Raw genomic sequence first — 17621 nt, 5'->3', positions numbered from 1 at the left:
CCGGCCGGAGCCGGGACGATTATTTCAGGCTGAACTGCATGCCCTCCTGGAACTTCTTGCTGAAGATCAGGAACAGCACGATGATCGGCAGCGTGAGGATCGTCGAGGCCGCGTAGAGCGGACCCGGATACGACCCGTACGGCCCGAACATCTGCGACAGCAGCACGTTCAGCGTCAGCATCGAATCGCTCTTGACCGCGATCATGTCCCACAGCAGCTCCGTCCACCGCTCCATGAGCAGGAACAGGAAGATGACCGTCGTGATCGACTTCGACATCGGCAGCATGATGCGGAACATGATCTTCAGATCCGACGCTCCGTCGAGCTTGGCCGCTTCGATGAACGTCGACGGCACGGCCTTGAAGAAGTTCGTGTACATGAAGATCGCCCACAGGCTGACCGCCTTCGGCACGATCAGGCCGAGATAGGTGTCGTACAGGCCGGCCCGCTGGATGATGAGGAACGTCGGCACCAGCAGGATGATGGCCGGGAAGAACATATGGAACAGGACGAAGTTGTTGATCGCATGGCGGCCGAAAAAGTTCAGCTTGGACAGCGCATAGGCGACCATGATGCCGAACAGCATCATCAGCGCGGTCGAGGCCGCCGAGACGACGACGCTGTTCAGGAACGCGTTCAGCCACGGCCGGGTGACGCCCGCCTCGCCGCCGCTGAACAGCCATTCGTACGACTTCGTCGTGAACTTCGTCGGCAGCAGCTGCTTGTCGATCTGCGTCCAGTCCGCGAACGAGCTCAGCACCATGTACAGATACGGATACACCATGACGAGCAGGAGCGCGAGGGCGAGGAGATAGCGGATGGCTCGCCTCGAGCCGCTGCGGCGTTTAGACCCAACCATTTCGCTTCCCCCATATCTCCAGAATTTTGCGGATGGCGAAGATCGAGATGAACGTCGCCACCGATGCCAGCAGCGCGACCGCCGACGCGTAGCCGACCTGCATGTTGGAGAACGCCTGCTTGAAGATCTCCATCTGCCAGGTGTTCGTCGCGTTGCCCGGGCCGCCGCCCGTCAGCTGGTACACCTCGGTGAAGATGCCGAACGTGACGCCGAAGCCCAGGATGAGCGTCGTGTACAGCGACGGATACAGCAGCGGCAGCGTGATCCGCCAGAACCGCTGGCCGTCCTTGACGCCGTCGATCGCGGCCGCCTCGTACACTTCCTTGTCGATGCTCTCCAGGCCCGAGGTGAGGATGAGGGCATAATAGCCGGTGAACTTCCAGGCGAGGATGAGGCCGACGACGAACAGCGCGGACAGCGGCGAGCCGAGCCAGTTGATGTCCAGCCCGATGCCGCGCAGGAACTCGTTGACCGGGCTCGTGTAGGACAGCAGTCCTTTGACGATCAGCGCCGAGACGACGCCCGAGCTCAGGTAGGGCAGGAAGAAGCCGATCAGGAACAGTCCCTTGAACCGGGGCAGTCCATGCACGAGCACGGCCACTCCGATCGCCAGCGCCGTCACCAGCGGCACGAAGATCATCATGAACTTGTACGTGTTCCAGAACGCCGCATGCACGCTCGGCGAGCGCAGCGCCTCGAGGAAGTTCTCGAAGCCGACCACGTTGAACGTCGGCGCGATCAGATCCCAGTCGGTGACGGACAGGAAGATCGACCAGATCAGCGGGATGAAGAAGAACAGCAGCGAATAGATGAGGTAAGGGCTGGCGAACAGCCAGCCCAGCTTGTTGTTGCGTTGGTCCATGACGAGAAGACCTCCCTTAGTCCAGGGCTTTCTCCAGCGCGGCCTTCATAGCCGCCCAGCCCTCCGCAGGGGCGATTTCGCCCTTGACGACTTTATTGAACGCCTCCGTGCCGATGATCGTCTGGAGGTCGTTGTACTTCGCATTGTCCATCGGCGGCACGGCGTTCGGCACGTTTTCCGCGTACGGCTTCAGCTGCGGGCTCTTGTCCAGCACCGCCTGGAACGACTCGTTCGTCGACAGGTCGTCGCGCGCCGGAGGCAGGTTCGTCTTCTCGAACCAGGCCGCGTCGTTGTTGGCGTCGCCGTACACCCACTGGATGAAGTCGATCGCCGCCGCCTGCTGCTCCTTCGTCGCCGAGGCGTACACGACGAGCCCTTTCGTATCGGCGAACGTCTTGCTGTCGGCCGGGTCCATGCCGTCCGGCACCGGCGGCATCGTCAGCGCGTACGTCTCATTGTACTTCAGGTTCGGATACTTCTCCGCCCAGGTCGTGAACGTCCACGGACCGACGTCGGTGAAGACGCCCGTGCCGTTCTCGAACGGGTCGGTCACCTGGCGGGCGAGCAGCCCCTTCTCCTTGCGCAGGTCGTCCACGAACGACAGCACCTCGACGCCCGCCTTCTCGTCGCCGGTGAAGGCGTCGCCTTCGATGAACTTGTTGCCGCCGGAGGCCGCGTCATACAGCATGTAGAAGTCGAACCAGCGCTTCCACGCCGTCGGGTCGGCCAGATCCGGCTTGGCCCACAGGTATTTCTTGTCGCCGTGCTTGGCCTTGAGCTTCTTGGTCAGCTCAAGGATCTCGCCGTACGTCTGCGGCGGCTCGCTGTAGCCGAGGTCCCGGATGATGTCGAGGCGCCAGCCGAACAGCATCGGATTGGAGTAGATCGGCAGCACGTACTGGTGGCCGTCCGCGAACGTCCACGGCTCGATCGTCTGGGTCATGCTGCGGCCCTGCACGATCTCGTCGAAGCCCTCCAGCGTATCGAGCGGCACGAGCGCCTGGCTGCTTGCCAGCTGGGCCGCGAAACCGCGGTTAATGTTCTCGGACATCGTCGGCGCGCTCTTGGCCGCCAGCGCGGCCTGGATGCTCGCCTCCGAGGTCGGCGATTCCTTGATCGCGCTGACGTTGATCTTCACCTTGCCGTTCTGCGCCTCGTACGCATCGGCCATCTCCTGCCAGAACGCCTGCTGCGTCGGGTTCGGCGCAGCCCAGAATTCGATCGTCGTCACGCCGTCCGACGACTCTCCTCCGCCTTCGCTTCCGGTCTGGCCGCCTTGGCCGGTGGAGCAGGCCGACAGCAAGCCGGCCATCAGCGCGACGGACAGGACCATAGGGACTCTCTTTTTCATCTTTGTTGTGCCTCCCTTTAAGTTGTCATGATTTCTGTAAAGTTGTCATGATAAAAGTAATGCTGATTGTAAGGGGTTACGGGGTCCATTATGGGCTTGAAAACGGTTCATGTCAAGTGACAAACTTATGGATCAGCTTTATGTAAACGGAATGATCTGATTTACATTTTCAGTTTGTAACGTTACAATGGAGGAAGGACAGCCCGTTCCGGCTCCGAGCTCCCGCTTGCCTTGACAGGCCGGCGCGCAACCGGAACAATGAAGCTAGTCCGTAACAGGGGTTGACGAACGTGAAGACGAAAGTAACGATGCAAGCGATTGCCGACAGGCTTAATCTTTCCAAAAATTCCGTCTCGCAAGCGCTGACCGGCAAGGCCGGCGTCAGCGACGAGACGCGGCAGCTCATCCAGAAGACGGCCGAGGAGATGGGCTACACGTACAGCCGCCGAGGCCAGTCGCCGGAGCCCGGGGCGGCGTCGCGCACGATCGCGCTGCTCGCCTCCGATTTCGCCTTTTCCCAAAAAGGCTTCTTCGGCGACATCTATCTGAGCATCGACCGGGAGCTGAAGCGAAGCGGCTGCGAGCTCGTCATCCAGTCCGTCAGCCCGAAGGAAGCCGAGGCGCTGGAGCTGCCGCCATTCCTCGAGAACAAGACGGTCGACGGCGTGCTCATCCTCTCCCACATCACCAATGATTATCTGAAGGCCGTCCTGGGCACCGGCATTCCCGCCGTGCTGATCGACCATCATCATCCGGAGCTCGCCGCCGACTCGATCCTGACGAACAACCGCTTCAGCGCCTACGAGGCGGTGCGCCATCTGCACGGACTCGGACATCGCCGCATCGGCTTCGTCGGCAGCATCGAATTTTCCCCGAGCTACTACGAGCGGCTCGAGGGGGTGCGGCTGGCCGCTTGGGAGCTCGGCCTCGAGCTGCCCGAGCCGTGCCTGCTGACCGATGTCGCCGAGGACAGCGACGAGGTGCGGCGGCGGCTGGAGCCGGCGGCCCGCCTCGCCACCGCCTGGTTCTGCGTCAACGACGGCTATGGCTTCATGACGAGCTCCGCCCTGCAGCAGCTCGGCCTGTCCGTGCCCGGCGACGCGTCGGTCGTCAGCTTCGACAACGGCTATCTGTCGCGCCTCGCCACGCCGCCGATCACGACGGTCGATGTCGACCTGCCGCTCTATGCGAGCTGCGCGGTCGAGCAGCTGCTCCGGCGGCTCGACGATCCATCGCGCCCCCGCACCGAGACGCTGCTGCCGACCCGGCTCGTCGTGCGCGAGTCGACCGCGCCTCCGGCCCGGTGAAGAAGCGGGCGGCCTGATCTCCGCCGGCTGCCGGCCAGCGCGCTGTCGCTCGGATGCGGCCAGCCGCCTCTGCCTGAGCACAGGCGGCTTCTGCTCTCCGAGCATGCCGAACAAGCCTGCCTCGAGCGTCTGGACTCGAAGCAGGCTTGTTCGGCATGCTGCGGCATGAAAATGGATACCTATCAAGGAGCCGCCTTTCCATCGCGGCCGAGCCGCAGACGGCCGGCACGGAGCGTTTACCCTTTATTCACTCGACGCACATACCGTGCTGACAATGATTCCTTAATATGGAAAGGCAAGCATCCTTCCTTCGAAAGGGGAATCCGATTGATGTCCATCCGCCGCCTCTCCGCCTCCGTCCGCTCCAAAGCGCCGCTCGCCTCCGCCGCCCTGCTCGCTCTCAGCCTGCTGGCAGCCGTTCCGGTCCACGCCGCCCCTCCCGCCCCCCAGCTCCATCAAGAAAACGCCGCCGGCCAAGCCGGCAACTGGTACACCGGAGCGGTGCCGCCGCAATCCTCGTCCAAGCCGGTGCTGCTGTTCGTCCAAGGACTGCACTCCACGATGGACCGCTGGACGCTCGAGGACAGCTACTATGAAGCCGCCTACAACGCCGGCTACCGCACCGCCTTCGTGCAGCTGAAGGACGCGGACGGCGACGGCGGCAGCATGTGGACCAACGGCGCGCTGCTCGCCTCCGTCATCCGCAAGGTTGCGGCCTACTACAACGTGCCCAAGCTGAACATCATCGCCCACTCCAAAGGCGGCATCGACACGCAGACGGCGCTTGTCCACTACGGCGCCTCCCCGTATGTGAACGTCGTGCATCAGCTGTCCACGCCCAATCTCGGCTCCGAGCTCGCCGACATGGCCTACGGCAGCTGGACGTCCTGGCTCGGCTCCATCATCGGCCAGCAGGACGACGCCGTATACTCGCTGCAGACGTCGTACATGGCGGGCTTCCGCTCGCAGACCGACGCGCGGCCGGAGGTCCAGGCGACCCGCACCTACATGTCGGGCGGCATGGGCGACGACGGCATCTTCACGAGCTACTGGTTCGCCCACGCGGTGCTGCCCGGAGAGGATGACGGCGCCGTCTCGCTCTACTCGGCGCTCGGCCTGCCGTACGGCATCCAAAGCTTCACGAAAAATATTTCCCATAGCGCGATGGCGCGAGCTTCGCAGACGTGGAGCCTCGTGCGGCCGAAGCTCGCTCTCCCGGCCGCCTCGCTGGCCGGAGGGCTGCAGGCGTCCGGCGGCGGACCGGTCGCCGGCGAAGCAGTGCCGGAGGCGGCATCCGGGTCCCGCCAAGCGGGCGCAGACGAGCCGGCCGGGCTCATCCTGCGCGGCGGAGCGCTGGACGGCTCCGCATCCGCTTCGTTCCCGCTCGAGAGCGGGCTGACGTCGCTGTCGCTCGAGGTGATGACCGCGCAGGCGGGCAGCACGGCCATCCTGCTGTCGCCGTCGGGCCAAGCGCACGCCGCGGAGGCCGCTCCGCCGGACTCGGCGTCCGCCGACGTATTCGCCGGCGCCGTCCGGCGCGTCTTCCACATCAACCAGCCGGAGGCGGGCGAGTGGAAGCTGCAGCTGGGCGGCAGCGGCGACGCCTACTTCGCCCTCGCCCGCCTGGACAGCCCCAGCACGATGCGGATTGCCGCGCCGAAAAAGCTCTACCGCCCGGGCGAGCCTGTCGCCCTCTCCGTCGATCTCGGCAAGCCGGTGCAAGGGCTGTTCAAAAAGCCGTCGCTGACGAAGTCGATCCCGGGGCGCTCCTCCGCCTCGCTGCGCACGCTTCCCGACGCCGCCATCGCCGGCTCGGCCGCCTCTGTCTCGCTGACCGCTCCTTACGAGCCCGGCGTCTACAATCTGTCGTTCGACGCGGAGGGCGTGAACGCTCGCGGCGAGCGGGTCGTGCGCTCGGTCAACTACAACTTCGCCGTGCTCGATCCGCAGGGCAAGGTCGGGCCGTAATCGGACTGACGCCATAAAAGCCGGAAGCCGCCTTCGCATGAGAGCGAAGGCGGCTTCCGGCTTTTCGAAGCGTCCTGATTCGTCTAGGCCTAGGCCAAGCCTTGCGGGAGCTCCGCCTCGCGGGCGCTGCTGCGCGTCTCGCGAGCGGAGACGAGCAGCAGCGAGGCCGCCAGAGCCGCGCACAGCAGGTACATGGCCGAATAGGAGAACAGATCGGCGACCGGCCCCATGACGATGCTGCCCAGCGAGACGCCGAGATCGGCCATCGCGATGAACAGCCCCATCTGCACGTTGCGGCTCTCGGGACGGAGCGTGAACGACAGATACGTCGTCAGCGCCGGATAAAGCATCGCCTGGGCGAGCCCCATCAGCAGCGCGCCCAGATAAAACGCCGCAGCGCCGCCGTAGGCGGCGAGGCCGACGCATAGCGCCGCAGCCGCCAGGCTGACCAGCACCGCCGCCATGAACGAAGGATGCCAGCGTCCGTCGGACGGAATCCGCTTGCGCAGCCAAAACCGCGCCGCCACCACGACGCCCGCCTGCAGCATGAGGTAGGCGGCCGCGCTGCCGCCGCTCACCTGCGCGGCATACAGCGGGATGAACGTCGTCGCGGCGCCGAACACGACCGAGCCGGCCAGCATGAGCACGCTGCATCGCCGCAGCTGCGGCTGCGCGGCCAGCTCGCGGAACGAGCGCCGCAGCGCGCCGCCCCCTGCGCCGAGCTGCGGCGAGGCCGACGCGCGGCCCGCCTGCGGGCCCGGAACCGCGCCGTCCGGGCCGCCCCCTTGCGCGGCCGGCTTGCCGAGCCTCGCCGTGCAGCCGACCAAGCCCGTCGCGGCGCCGAGACCGAGCAGCACGGCGGCCAGCAGCGCCGGATTTTGCGCCTGCCACAGGCCGATCGCGAGCAGCGGCCCGATGATGCCCGGCATCGTCGCGCAAAGCGAGTACATCGAGATGCCCTGCGAGCGTTCTTTCTCCGGAAGCGCATCGATCAGGCCCAGCTGCAGCGCCATCGAGAAGAAGGCCGTGCAGACGCCCTGCAGGACGCGCGCGGCAAAGTAGCCTTCCAGTCCCGTGAACGCATACAGCGCGAGCGCGGCCGCGTTCAGGACGAGGATCGCGCGCAGCACCCGGATCGGGCCGTGGCGTCCGATCAGATGGCCCGCCCATGGGCGCAGCAGCATCGTCGTGAACAGATAGGCCCCCATCACGACGCCGATCGCCGCGTTGCTCGCGCCGAGCGACTCGCCCTTCAGCGGGATGAGCACGTTCAAAATCGCATTGGCGCTGAAGTACAGCAGCGTCAGGCTGTACAGCCGCAGGAACGGCCCCGACAGCGCGGCCGCCAGAGGCTTTTTCATCCTTTTCCCTCCTTATCCGCGTTCAAGGCGCCCGTCCCTGTCCCAAGGCCGCTCCGGAACAGAGCCAGAAGCTCCCGCGCGTACGGATGCCGAGCCTCGCCGAGCCGTCCGCGGGCGAGCGTCTCGACGATCCGCCCCTCGTGCAGGATCGCGATGCGGTCGCATAAAAAGGCCGCCGCTTCCAGATCATGCGTAATGAACAGATAGCCGATGCCGTGCATGCCGCGGATCCGCTCCAGCAGCTCCAGCACCTGCGCCTGCACCGAGGCGTCCAGCGAGCTGACCGCCTCGTCGAGCACGATCCAGCGCGCGCCCGTCAGCAGCGCCCGGGCGATGCAGACCCGCTGGGCTTGCCCGCCGGACAGCTCATGCGGATAGCGCTCGAGGTACGAGCCGTCCAGCCCGACCTGCTCCAGCATCTCCTCCAGCCTGCGGTCCGTCTCTGCGCGGCCGAGCCTTTTTCCCCGCAGCGGCTCGAGCAGCGCCTGCCGCACCGTGAAGAACGGATGGATCGAGGAGCGGTAGTCTTGAAAGACGGCGCTCACCGCGTCGCGATGCGCCCGCTCCCGTCCGTCGATCGTCACCTTTCCCTGATCGGGGCGCTCCAGCCCGAGGAGAATCCGTCCGAGCGTCGATTTGCCGCTGCCGCTCGCGCCGATGATGCCGAGGCATTCGCCCTCGGCGCAGCGGAGCGTCACCTCCTCCAGCACGGCCTGCCGCTGGGCCCGCCTGCCCGGACGGGACGAATACGATTTGGCGATGCCTTCAGCAGCCAGCATGGACATCGCCTCCCCAAGCCTGCTCGAAGCGAGCGGTCAGCGAGCGCCTCGCCTCCGTCAGCATGCGCGTGTACGCATGCTGCGGCGCGGACAGCACATCCTGCGCCCGCCCGCTCTCCACCGCGATGCCCTGCCGCAGCACGAGCACGTCGTCGGCGATGCGCTCGACCGCCGCCAGATCGTGCGAGATCAGGATGAGCGAGCAGCCCGCCTGCTCCCGCAGCAGCATCAGCTGCCGCACCGCCTCGTACCGGGAGGCGGCGTCAAGCGCCGTCGTCGGCTCGTCGGCGATGACGAGATCCGGCTGCAGCACGATCGACAGCGCGATCATGAGCCGCTGCAGCATGCCTCCCGACAGCTCATGCGGGAACCGCTCCAGCAGCGACCGCGGCTCCTTCAGCAGCATCGTCTCCATCGCGGCGGCCATCCTTTCGCCTGCCTCCTCGGCGCTCCAGCCGTGATGCGTGCGCAGCACCGCCTCCGTCTGCCGGCCGACCCGCCGCGCGGGGTCGAACGCCCGCATGCCGTGCTGCAGGATCAGGCCGATCCGCCGTCCGCGCAGCCGCCGCAGCTCCCGCTCCGGCAGAGCCGACAGCTCCGTCCCGCGAAAGCGGATGCTGCCGGTCTGCCTCAGGTCGGGCGGATTGAGCCTGGCGATCGCCTTGCAGGAGATCGACTTGCCGCTGCCGCTCTCCCCGACGATGGCCAGACAGCTGCCCTCCCGCACCCGAAAGGAAAGGCCCGGCACGAGCAAACGCCCGCTCGAGCGGCTTGCGATCGCCAGTCCGTCTACTTCCAGCACGTTCATCAGACCGCCTCCTTGCGCAGCATGGCCGCCGCAGCCGCCTCCGGCTCGCCGGGCACGGCTGCCGCCTGCCGTGGTCCGCCGGCCTGCGGATCAAGCGCCGTCTGGAGCGCGTCGGACAGGAAATTCACGGCCGAGACGGTCAGCACGATCATGAAGCCGGGGGCGAGCAGCTGCTCCGGACGGGAGAACATCGCCTGCCTCGCCTCGCTGAGCATCATGCCCCACTCCGCATGCGGCGCCTGGATGCCCAGGCCGAGGAACGAGAGCCCGGACACCTGCAGCAGCGTCGTGCCGAACGATCCGCTCGCGAGCACGGCCAGCTCCGGCAGGCAGGCCGGCAGCAGATGCCGGCGCAGCAGCGTCAGCCGTCCGGCACCGAGCGTGCGGGCGAACAGCACGTAGCCGGCGTCCGCATGCCGCTGGACGGCGGTCCGGGCGACGCGGGCGAACCACGCCCATTTCATCAGGATGAACGCCAGCAGGATGTTCGCCAGACCCGTGCCGAGCACGCCGATCACCGCCAGCGTCATGACATAGCCGGGAAAGGACAGCATGACGTCGCAAAGCCGCATAAGCAGCGCGTCCGTCCGGCCCCGCAGCAGGCCCGCGGCCATGCCGACCGCCGTGCCGAAGCCGGCGGAGGCGAGCACCGCCGCGAGCACGTACAGCACGCTCGGCCGGATGCCGTGCAGCACCCGCGACAGCACGCAGCGTCCGAGCTGATCGTTGCCGAGCGGATAGTCCAGCGACCAGGGCGCATAGCGCAGCGCCATGTCCACCTCGTCCGGCGGATGCGGCGCGATCCACGGCGCCAGCGCGCCTGCGGCCAGGATCGCCGCCAGCACGGCCAGCGAAGCGGCAGCCAGACGGTCCGATAAAAGGCGTTGCAGTCGCTTCATGTCACAGCTCCTTTCTGAGCCGGGGATCGAGCATCGCGCCGACGATGTCCGCGGCGGCGTTGAAGAGGACAAACGCAGACGCCAGCAGCAGCACGAACGCCTGGATGACCGGGTAGTCGCGGCTGAGGATCGCCTTGACGCTCATCGTGCCGAGGCCCGGCCAGGCGAATACGTTCTCCACGACGACCGTGCTGCCGAGCAGGATCGGCACCGCCATCGCGAAGATCGGGACGGTCAGCCGCAGCGACTGGACGAGCATCCGCAGCGTCAGCGTCCGCTCCGGCAGTCCGCATGCCCGGCCGTAAAGGATCGAGTCGTCATGGCGGCCGGCGATCATGGAGCTGCGGATGACGCGGAAATAAACGCCGGCATAACCGGCCGCCAGCACGGCGGCCGGCAGCACGAAGCTGGCCGGCCCGCCGAGGCCGCTCGTCGGCAGCAGGTCCAGCTTGACCGACAGCAGCCAGACAAGCCCCGCCGCCAGCAGGTAGGGCGGCAGCGCCGTCAGGAAAAAGGCGGCCGCCCGCGTTCCTTGGTCGAGCCGCGTGCCCTCGCGCAAGGCGCAAAAGACGCCGAGGCCGATCGACAGCAGCACGATCACGGCGAAGGAAACGGCCGCCAGCTGAAGCGTGTGGAGAAGGGCGGGACAGAGCAGCGCCAGCACCGGCTGGCCCGTGACGTAGGATTGGCCGAAATCGAGCTTCAGCGCGGACAGCAGCCACTCCGCGTAGCGGATCGGCAGCGGACGGTCGAGCCCCAGCTCGGTCCGCTTGGCCGCGATCAGCTCCTCCGTCGCCTGGGGCACGCCCTGCGCGTGCAGCACCGCCACGGCCGGCTCGATCGGGGCAAGCTGGTTCAACAGGAAAGCAAGAAACGAGATCGCCGCCAGCAGCGGAACCGCGGCCAGCGCCCGGCGTGCCGCATATCGAAGCATCGTCGCCTCCTCCTAGCGGAATTTCATCTGCTCGAACGGCAGCTCGAACTGCGTCTGCTTGAAGGCCACGCCGTCGAGGTCGCTCGGCGCGACGACGGTCACGCCGCCGTGACTGATCGGGATGAAGACCGCCTCGTCATGGACCGTCTTCAGGATGTCCCGGTACAGCTGCTTGCGCGCCGCTTCGTCCGTCGTGCGCGCCGCCTCCTCGATCTCGGCATACAGCTCCTCGGCGCGCTCGATGCCGCTCGTCGTATGGCGATAGGAGGACTCTGCCGTGAACGAGGCGATCGTGCTCTGAGGATCGTAGGCCAGTCCCCAGGTCTGGTTGAACAGCAGGTCGTAATCGCCTGACGCGCGGCGGGCCGCCAGCGACGGCGAAGGCTCTCCGACCAGCTCCAGCTTCATCCCGATGGAGGCGCCGGCGCTTTGGATCAGCTCGGCCTCCGTCTTTTGCGACAGCGACGCCGCATCGTACACGAGCTGGAGCGCGAGCGGCTTGCCCGCCTTGGTCCGGATGCCGCCGTCGCCCTGCTTCCAGCCGGCCTCCTCAAGCAGCTCGGCGGCGCGCTTCAGGTCATACGCCCGCTTGGGTAGATCAAGGTCCGCATAAGGGGTATTCGGAGAGAACAGCGCCTCTGCGGGCGTCTCCGTGCCGTGCAGCAGCGTCCCGGCGATCGTGTCGCGGTCGACGGCATGCCAGAGCGCCTCGCGCACCGCCCGCTCGCCGACCGGGCTGTCGGCGCGGCTGCTGTTGGCCGCGATCAGCTTCGTGTTCATCGGCTTGCTGCGCAGCAGCTGGTACTTGCCGGTGTCCACGAGGCTCTGCATCGCCTCGACGTCCAGGCTGTCCGCGCCGCGGTCGTCGGTGAAGAGGAAGTTCACTTCCCCCTTCTGCAGCGCGAGCAGCGTCGTCTCGCCGGTCGGCAGCACCTTGGCCGTAATCCGCTTCACCGCAGGCGCCCCGGCCCAATAGTCCTCGTTGGCCTCGAACACCGCGTACTGGTCCTGCTTCTGCTCGGCCAGGCGGTACGGCCCCGTGCCGTCATGTCCCTGCACGCCGTCCTTCGTCCCGCCATCCTTGAAGTCGTTCGGGGAAAGGAACACGTACGGCCGCGTCATCGACAGCTCCAGCAGCGTCGGCGCGTACGGCTCGGACAGCTCCAGCCGCACCGTATGCTCGTCCAGGACCGTGACCTGCTTGAGCTTGGCCGACAGCTTGATCCAGGCGTGGCGCTCGGCGTTCGCCTGCACCGCGTCGATGTTCTTCTTCACCGCCTCCGCGTTGAAAGGAGCGCCGTCATGGAATGTCACGCCTTGACGCAGATGGAACGTGTAGGCGAGGCCGTCGTCCGACACCTCCCACGATTCCGCGAGCAGCGGCGCGAAGCCGCTCTCCGTCTTTTCGATCAGAGATTCGTAGATCATGCCTTGCGCCGCCATGGAGCCCGGGTAGAGATGCGGGTTCATGTCGTTGATGTCCTTGGCCGTCGCGTACACGATCCCGCGCGCCCGGATCGGCTTTGTCCTCTGAGACTCCGCAGCCCGCTGCGAGCAGCATCAACGCGGCGGCCGGGACGGCCAGCCAACGGGCGATGCGGAATCCGGAATTCGACGTGCTGGTTGTTCTCTTGCTCGTGATAAGATTCATGGTTCCTCCTGGATGGGTGAATGAAATCAGGCTTGTGGAGCGGATGGCGCGCCCGTTCCCGAGGCGGCTGCCGCGGGCAGATCCTGGACGATCAGCTCGAGCTGATCGCGGCCGTCGCAGCCGAGGAGCGCCTCGGACAGCGGCTGCCCCTCCAGCTCCTGCCGGGCCTCGGCCAGCCGCTCGTCGAACAGGGAAAGGAAGCGGTCGACCGTCGGCGTCCGGACGCCGAGCCGGCGGGCGATGCCCTGCAGGATGCGCGTGCGGTAGACGTCCTCCTTGGGCATCCGCGGCAGCTCCCAGCGACCGTCGGCGTCGACGAAGAGGCGCCGGATCGGAACGGCCGAGAAGTCGAAATAGCGTCCCTGGTCGTCGGGCGACGAATAGGGATCAATGAGCAGCGACGCGTAGCGCACGTAGAGCAGATACTGCTGATGCACCGCGTCCAGCTCCGGGAAGCGGTCCAGCTCGAGCCGCGACAAGCTTTCCGGCCGCACCGGATAGCAGTCGTCGGTCATGAATTTCAACAGATTGACGCGGGGCACGGACAACGCCTCGCAAATCGCGCCGATCTCCAGCCAGGCCGCATGCAGGTCGCGGATCAGCGCGGGCGTAATCGGACCTTCCGGAAACAGCTTGTAGACGTAGACGGGCGACTGCGCGCGGCCGAACACGGCATCCAGCGAAAAGGCGTTGAAAAACAGCGGCGGATGGACGTACAGCGAGATGTTGCGCGTCTCCGCCTCGAGCGGCGAAGAGAGCGTCTCGATCCTCACTCCCGCCTCGGCCCAGGCGGCGCAGAGCGCGTCCAGCGCCTCCGTCCGCCCCTGCGTGGAGCCGGCATACACCTTTCGCTTCACGCCGGTCGTAAGCACGGCGGCCGACGGCCCGCCCGCCGACCATCGCGTATCTCCCAAGTAGGTCGAGAAGCTGATGATCTCCGGATCGGCCGCTGCCGAGCCGCCATCGCGCGTCTGCGCCGCACGCAGCCGCTTCAGCAGCTGGCGCACGAGCCCCGCCGAGCCGAACGTCGGGGAGACGAGCACGACCCGGCGCAGCCCGCTCCGCACCTCTGCCGGCAGCTGCTCCAGCACGGAGGCGTACGCATCGGCCGTCACGGCCAGCACGGCCGTGTCCCAGCTCCCTTCGACCGAGCCGATGCCGGCATGAAGCGACTCCAGCGCGCATTCGCCAGCCAGCCGCTCATGCAGCCGGTTCTGGACCTCGGCGCGCAGCCGTCGGTCCTGCCGCTGCGCCGCGGCGAAAAACGGCTCCGACCGCAGCGAGCGCCTGCCGGCCATTCCGACCGGCGCCTGCAGCCGCTGGCGGAACAGCACGGCCAGCTGCACGGCGGCCGGCCCCGTTCCGAGCACGAGCACCCGGCCGAGCGCGCTCATCGTTCGCCTCCCGGCATGCCGCTATCCTTGACATAGAGGGCGATGTCGAAGATCCGGTCGGGCCGCAGCGTGCGGCCCGCCAGCAGCCAGCGGCTGTCCAAGGCCTGGCGCATCGGGTAGTTGAACAGCGACTTGAAGCCGTCGCCGTACCGCATCGCCGCTGTCGCGCGCGGAGAGGTGAGCGGATGCAGCCGCTCCAACAGCTCGTACTTCACCGGAATCGTCGAGCTGAAGATCAGATGCGTCACCTCCTCCAGGCCGCGCTGCTCATGCGCATGCCCATGCTCGATCCGGATCGGCAGCTCCGGGCCGAGCTTGCGCGCCACCTGGCGGCCCAGCTCGACCGCCTCGGCGTCGATGTCCACGCCCAGCACCTCGGCGCCGGTGCGGCGCGCGATCAGCAGCGGAGTCATCGGGAACGAGCCGGAGCCGACCATCAGCACCTTGGACTCGGGCGTCACCGCGAAATGCCCGAACTCCTCCTCGATGCAGGACTCGATGTTGCGGAAATAGGCGGCTGGACTCTCCGCGCCCTCCAGCAGCCGCAGCGCGCGATGCTTCTCCATCTGCGCGACAGCCAGAGCCGAGCGGCTCCGCAGCTCGTCGGCAAGCCGCTCGGCTTCTACCGGCGAGCGCTGCTCGAGCGCCTCCCAGAGCGGTTCGCTGCCCGGCTCCAAAATAAGCTCCGAATAGCGGTCGATCTGCTCCTGCAGGTCGGCGGCATGAGCCCCCAAGCCGTCGTAAGCGGTCGTCAGCCGGAGTTCGTCAGTGTGCGTTCGGCACTCTTTCTGCTCTTACAGAAGATAAGCAGGTCGTCCGCATAGCGGACAAATCGGTGTCCTCTGCTTTCCAACTCCTTGTCCAACTCATTCAGCATGATGTTGCTGAGTATTGGACTTAAGTTTCCCCCTTGAGGGACCCCAACTTCCGTTTCCTCAAACTTGTGATTCACAATGACGCCGGCTTTTAGGTATTTGTGTATGAGTGAGATGACCCGTCCATCCTTGATCGTTCTCGACAATACCTCGATGAGCTTACTTTGGTTCACGGTGTCGAAGTATTTCTCCAAGTCCATGTCCACCACGTACTTGTATCCTTCTTGAATGTTCCTTTGACTTCTTCTAATAGCGTGATGTGCACTTCGTTTGGGGCGAAAACCGAAACTGTTCTCCGAGAATTGTTTCTCGTAGATCGGTGTAAGCGTCTGGGCGATGGCTTGCTGAATCACTCGATCGACTACCGTCGGTATCCCTAGATTTCTTTTCTTTCCGTTCTCTTTCGGGATTTCTACCCTCCGAACGGATTTCGGACGGTACTTCCCGTCCAGGATGGATTGTCTGAGTGCCTCTCCGTTCTCTTTGAGATAGGGTAGAAGTTCATCTACCTCCATCCCATCGATTCCGTGAGAGCCTTTATTCGCTTTGACCCTCTTGAAAGCTTCGTTTAGATTGTCTCTGCGCACAATTCGCTCAAGCAGTCCTTCCTTCGGCAAGTCTGCATTGGTGTTGTCCGTTTCAGTTATCCTTGCAGGGATGTGCACTCCCGCATATCCTTCGTATTCCGTACTATCTTTTTGCGTGGAGCCTTCTCTATGAAGTTGGCTGCCCTTTACCCCTGACTTGGTAACTTTCATTGACCTGCACCTCCTTAGGTTCAGCCCTTCCCGCATGTTGTCGATGGCATGCGGTACTATGGCGTCTGCTGACTTCTCATGGCAATTCTTGTTTCAACCGTGATTTGAAGTGCATCTCCTCACGTCCATGAGACCTCCCACGGTAAGACGATTCACTTTCCTTCCATGCACCCGCATCATTTACATTGGTACGTCCGTGTAGTTAATTGGACTTCGCTTTGTTTAGCAAGCTCATCCCATACCGTATGCCTGATGATGTTCGTGTTCCTCGGGTCGGAATTTTGCCTCCAGCTTCCTTCAGATTCCACCTCACGATGGACACCCTTGCTCTTGGCTAGTGGTTGGCAACTACAAGCCCCCACAGCGGACTTTCACCGCCTAGTTAATCGCCATGCGTGGCGCACCAAAAAGAAAACCACTCGGCTGAGTGGTCTCTTGCTTGCTTATTTACCGGGATATAGTTGGTGCAAACATTCTCTCTGTGATGGCTTAATATCAATGATATTGCGAATGCTCTTTGCCTTGGCCTCGGCTTCGTCAAGCGTATCGCTTAATCCCAAGGCAAGCAAGGTGCCAGCGGCTACCGTACCGGTCCGTCCCTTTCCTCCGCCACAATGAAAAGCAACTTTCTTGTTTTGGTGATAAGCTTCGGTGACGGCCTGGATCGCTTGACCGAAGGCTTTTTCTTGTGGCATAGCGGCATGATCTGCTAACGGAATTTGAATCCATTTCGCACTCGCCGCTGGATAGGCGCATTCCGTCGCTTCGCCGCGTAGATCCACGATCACGTCGATACCTTCATTTTTTACCATCGATTCCACATCAGTTGCCGCGCCCATGAAAATTTTATCCGGAATCAAAGCATGGTAGGTTTTTTCAGACGCCATAGACTATACTCCTTTTTTAAACGATCCAAACTCAATCGGAACCGGGGCCGCTGGCGGCGCGCAGCAAAGGGACAAATCCCTGGCTTCTCCGGCCGATTCGAATTCGGAATCTTCTTTTGTGTAGAAAATCTCCCAAGCGTTGCCGTCCGGATCATACACCCAAACTTTATCCTGCACCGCATAGCAGCATGTGGTATTCATCTCGTCAATCAGCAGCAGTCCGCTTTGACGAAGCCTCTCCCCTATGGCCAGCACTTCTTCCGTATTATTGACTTGGAATCCCAAGTGGTTCAGTACACCCTTTTGTTCGAAGGGGCGCACATTGAGCGAAAAATGCAGCGCCGGTTCTTCTAACTCGAATTTGGCGTAATTATCTTTAATCTTACTCGGTTCGGCCCCAAAAAAAGCGCGATAGAACTCCAGAGACTTGTTCAGCTCCGTACAGTTTAAAGCAACATGCATTCGTTTGATCATCGTCGCCACCTCATTTCCCTTCTTTGACGAATTGTTCAATCCGGCTCTTAATCGAATCGCGAACGGTGCGGAACTGGTTCATGATTTCGTCTTCCGTTCCGGTTGCTTTTGCCGGATCATCAAAACCCCAATGCCATTTCGTTACGTTCTTGTTGGAGATCACAGGGCAATGCTCGTCGGCGTGGCCGCACAGGGTAATAACATAATCGGCGCGATTCAAAATATCCGGATCGATCACATCGGAGGTGTTTTTGCTAATATCTACGCCAGCTTCTTGCATGACCTGCACCGCATGCGGATTCAGTCCGTGTGCTTCAAGACCTGCGCTTTTAACTTCATATTTATCGCTGCCTAGCGCGTTTAAAAACCCGTCCGCGATTTGGCTTCTGCAAGAATTTCCGGTGCACAAAAAATAAACTAACGGTTTTTTCTCCATGGTGAACAATCTCCTTTT

Annotated in this window: 16 protein-coding genes and 1 pseudogene; 2 read left to right on the top strand and 15 right to left on the bottom strand. The window is 64.1% G+C overall.

What is annotated here, in order from left to right:
• Positions 1 to 19: 19 nt before the first annotated feature.
• The 3 genes from H582_RS0112205 to H582_RS0112195 are packed head-to-tail and all read right to left on the bottom strand — an operon-like array spanning position 20 to position 3072.
• Positions 20 to 859, bottom strand: a complete 840-nt coding sequence (locus tag H582_RS0112205; RefSeq protein WP_028598755.1) for a carbohydrate ABC transporter permease — start codon at positions 857 to 859, stop codon at positions 20 to 22.
• Positions 846 to 1721, bottom strand: a complete 876-nt coding sequence (locus tag H582_RS0112200) for a carbohydrate ABC transporter permease (protein WP_028598754.1) — start codon at positions 1719 to 1721, stop codon at positions 846 to 848. Before H582_RS0112200 ends, H582_RS0112205 begins: the two co-directional genes overlap by 14 nt.
• Positions 1722 to 1737: 16 nt before the next feature.
• On the bottom strand, positions 1738 to 3072 hold the full coding sequence (locus H582_RS0112195; protein WP_028598753.1) for an ABC transporter substrate-binding protein: 1335 nt from the start codon (positions 3070 to 3072) through the stop codon (positions 1738 to 1740).
• 290 nt (positions 3073 to 3362) lie between these two features.
• On the opposite strand from H582_RS0112195, the gene H582_RS0112190 reads away from it, so the two are divergent.
• Positions 3363 to 4379, top strand: coding sequence for a LacI family DNA-binding transcriptional regulator (locus H582_RS0112190; protein ID WP_028598752.1), 1017 nt, complete (start codon positions 3363 to 3365; stop codon positions 4377 to 4379).
• 330 nt (positions 4380 to 4709) lie between these two features.
• A complete protein-coding gene (locus H582_RS0112185) occupies positions 4710 to 6347 on the top strand; it encodes an esterase/lipase family protein (RefSeq protein WP_028598751.1) in 1638 nt (545 codons plus the stop codon).
• A gap of 89 nt (positions 6348 to 6436) precedes the next feature.
• Here the strand turns inward: H582_RS0112185 and cntE are convergent, their stop codons facing one another.
• From cntE to arsC, 12 genes and pseudogenes are all read right to left on the bottom strand, one after another.
• The gene (gene cntE, locus H582_RS27235; protein WP_101808259.1) at positions 6437 to 7696 is read right to left on the bottom strand and encodes a staphylopine family metallophore export MFS transporter CntE; all 1260 of its coding nucleotides are present in this window, start codon (positions 7694 to 7696) and stop codon (positions 6437 to 6439) included.
• Positions 7697 to 7704: 8 nt separating this feature from the next.
• Positions 7705 to 8487: an ABC transporter ATP-binding protein gene (locus H582_RS27230; RefSeq protein ID WP_052333178.1), complete on the bottom strand. Its 783-nt coding sequence runs from the start codon at positions 8485 to 8487 to the stop codon at positions 7705 to 7707.
• The gene (locus H582_RS0112170; RefSeq protein ID WP_043111224.1) at positions 8474 to 9295 is read right to left on the bottom strand and encodes an ATP-binding cassette domain-containing protein; all 822 of its coding nucleotides are present in this window, start codon (positions 9293 to 9295) and stop codon (positions 8474 to 8476) included. Before H582_RS0112170 ends, H582_RS27230 begins: the two co-directional genes overlap by 14 nt.
• The gene (opp1C, locus tag H582_RS0112165) at positions 9295 to 10194 is read right to left on the bottom strand and encodes a nickel/cobalt ABC transporter permease (protein WP_028598749.1); all 900 of its coding nucleotides are present in this window, start codon (positions 10192 to 10194) and stop codon (positions 9295 to 9297) included. The genes H582_RS0112170 and opp1C overlap by 1 nt, the downstream gene beginning before the upstream one ends.
• Position 10195: 1 nt before the next feature.
• Positions 10196 to 11128 carry a nickel/cobalt ABC transporter permease gene (gene opp1B, locus H582_RS0112160; protein ID WP_028598748.1) on the bottom strand — a complete coding sequence of 311 codons (933 nt, stop codon included), beginning with the start codon at positions 11126 to 11128 and terminating at the stop codon, positions 10196 to 10198.
• Between the two features lie 12 nt (positions 11129 to 11140).
• Positions 11141 to 12631 (bottom strand): annotated as a pseudogene (cntA, locus tag H582_RS27225) (staphylopine-dependent metal ABC transporter substrate-binding lipoprotein); the annotation flags it as partial.
• A gap of 174 nt (positions 12632 to 12805) precedes the next feature.
• Complete coding sequence (locus tag H582_RS27220; protein ID WP_052333177.1) at positions 12806 to 14173, bottom strand: opine metallophore biosynthesis dehydrogenase; 1368 nt, start codon at positions 14171 to 14173, stop codon at positions 12806 to 12808.
• Complete coding sequence (locus H582_RS27215; protein WP_240479008.1) at positions 14170 to 14907, bottom strand: SAM-dependent methyltransferase; 738 nt, start codon at positions 14905 to 14907, stop codon at positions 14170 to 14172. The genes H582_RS27220 and H582_RS27215 overlap by 4 nt, the downstream gene beginning before the upstream one ends.
• Before the next feature lie 17 nt (positions 14908 to 14924).
• Positions 14925 to 15806 carry a group II intron reverse transcriptase/maturase gene (ltrA, locus tag H582_RS27210; RefSeq protein ID WP_240479007.1) on the bottom strand — a complete coding sequence of 294 codons (882 nt, stop codon included), beginning with the start codon at positions 15804 to 15806 and terminating at the stop codon, positions 14925 to 14927.
• A 443-nt stretch (positions 15807 to 16249) separates the two neighbouring features.
• Positions 16250 to 16693, bottom strand: a complete 444-nt coding sequence (locus tag H582_RS0112135) for a protein-tyrosine phosphatase family protein (protein ID WP_028598747.1) — start codon at positions 16691 to 16693, stop codon at positions 16250 to 16252.
• A gap of 3 nt (positions 16694 to 16696) precedes the next feature.
• Positions 16697 to 17167 carry an ArsI/CadI family heavy metal resistance metalloenzyme gene (locus tag H582_RS0112130; RefSeq protein ID WP_028598746.1) on the bottom strand — a complete coding sequence of 157 codons (471 nt, stop codon included), beginning with the start codon at positions 17165 to 17167 and terminating at the stop codon, positions 16697 to 16699.
• Positions 17168 to 17177: 10 nt separating this feature from the next.
• On the bottom strand, positions 17178 to 17603 hold the full coding sequence (gene arsC / locus H582_RS30930) for an arsenate reductase (thioredoxin) (protein ID WP_084137149.1): 426 nt from the start codon (positions 17601 to 17603) through the stop codon (positions 17178 to 17180).
• Positions 17604 to 17621: the final 18 nt, after the last annotated feature.

This window comes from Paenibacillus pasadenensis DSM 19293, assembly GCF_000422485.1.
Lineage (GTDB): Bacteria > Bacillota > Bacilli > Paenibacillales > Paenibacillaceae > Paenibacillus_O > Paenibacillus_O pasadenensis.
Note: the sequence above shows the minus strand (reverse complement) of the source record. Positions and strands in the feature narration are given on the sequence as shown.

What these genes read in the sequence shown, in the direction of transcription:
- opp1C (WP_028598749.1), bottom strand. Translation starts at nt 10,194, where the DNA reads ATGAAGCGACTGCAACGCCTTTTATCGGACCGTCTGGCTGCCGCTTCG.
- ltrA (WP_240479007.1), bottom strand. Translation starts at nt 15,806, where the DNA reads ATGAAAGTTACCAAGTCAGGGGTAAAGGGCAGCCAACTTCATAGAGAA.
- H582_RS0112185 (WP_028598751.1), top strand. Translation starts at nt 4,710, where the DNA reads ATGTCCATCCGCCGCCTCTCCGCCTCCGTCCGCTCCAAAGCGCCGCTC.
- H582_RS27230 (WP_052333178.1), bottom strand. Translation starts at nt 8,487, where the DNA reads ATGCTGGCTGCTGAAGGCATCGCCAAATCGTATTCGTCCCGTCCGGGC.
- H582_RS0112200 (WP_028598754.1), bottom strand. Translation starts at nt 1,721, where the DNA reads ATGGACCAACGCAACAACAAGCTGGGCTGGCTGTTCGCCAGCCCTTAC.
- opp1B (WP_028598748.1), bottom strand. Translation starts at nt 11,128, where the DNA reads ATGCTTCGATATGCGGCACGCCGGGCGCTGGCCGCGGTTCCGCTGCTG.
- H582_RS0112170 (WP_043111224.1), bottom strand. Translation starts at nt 9,295, where the DNA reads ATGAACGTGCTGGAAGTAGACGGACTGGCGATCGCAAGCCGCTCGAGC.
- arsC (WP_084137149.1), bottom strand. Translation starts at nt 17,603, where the DNA reads ATGGAGAAAAAACCGTTAGTTTATTTTTTGTGCACCGGAAATTCTTGC.
- H582_RS0112135 (WP_028598747.1), bottom strand. Translation starts at nt 16,693, where the DNA reads ATGGCGTCTGAAAAAACCTACCATGCTTTGATTCCGGATAAAATTTTC.
- H582_RS0112130 (WP_028598746.1), bottom strand. Translation starts at nt 17,167, where the DNA reads ATGATCAAACGAATGCATGTTGCTTTAAACTGTACGGAGCTGAACAAG.
- H582_RS0112205 (WP_028598755.1), bottom strand. Translation starts at nt 859, where the DNA reads ATGGTTGGGTCTAAACGCCGCAGCGGCTCGAGGCGAGCCATCCGCTAT.
- H582_RS0112195 (WP_028598753.1), bottom strand. Translation starts at nt 3,072, where the DNA reads ATGAAAAAGAGAGTCCCTATGGTCCTGTCCGTCGCGCTGATGGCCGGC.
- H582_RS27220 (WP_052333177.1), bottom strand. Translation starts at nt 14,173, where the DNA reads ATGAGCGCGCTCGGCCGGGTGCTCGTGCTCGGAACGGGGCCGGCCGCC.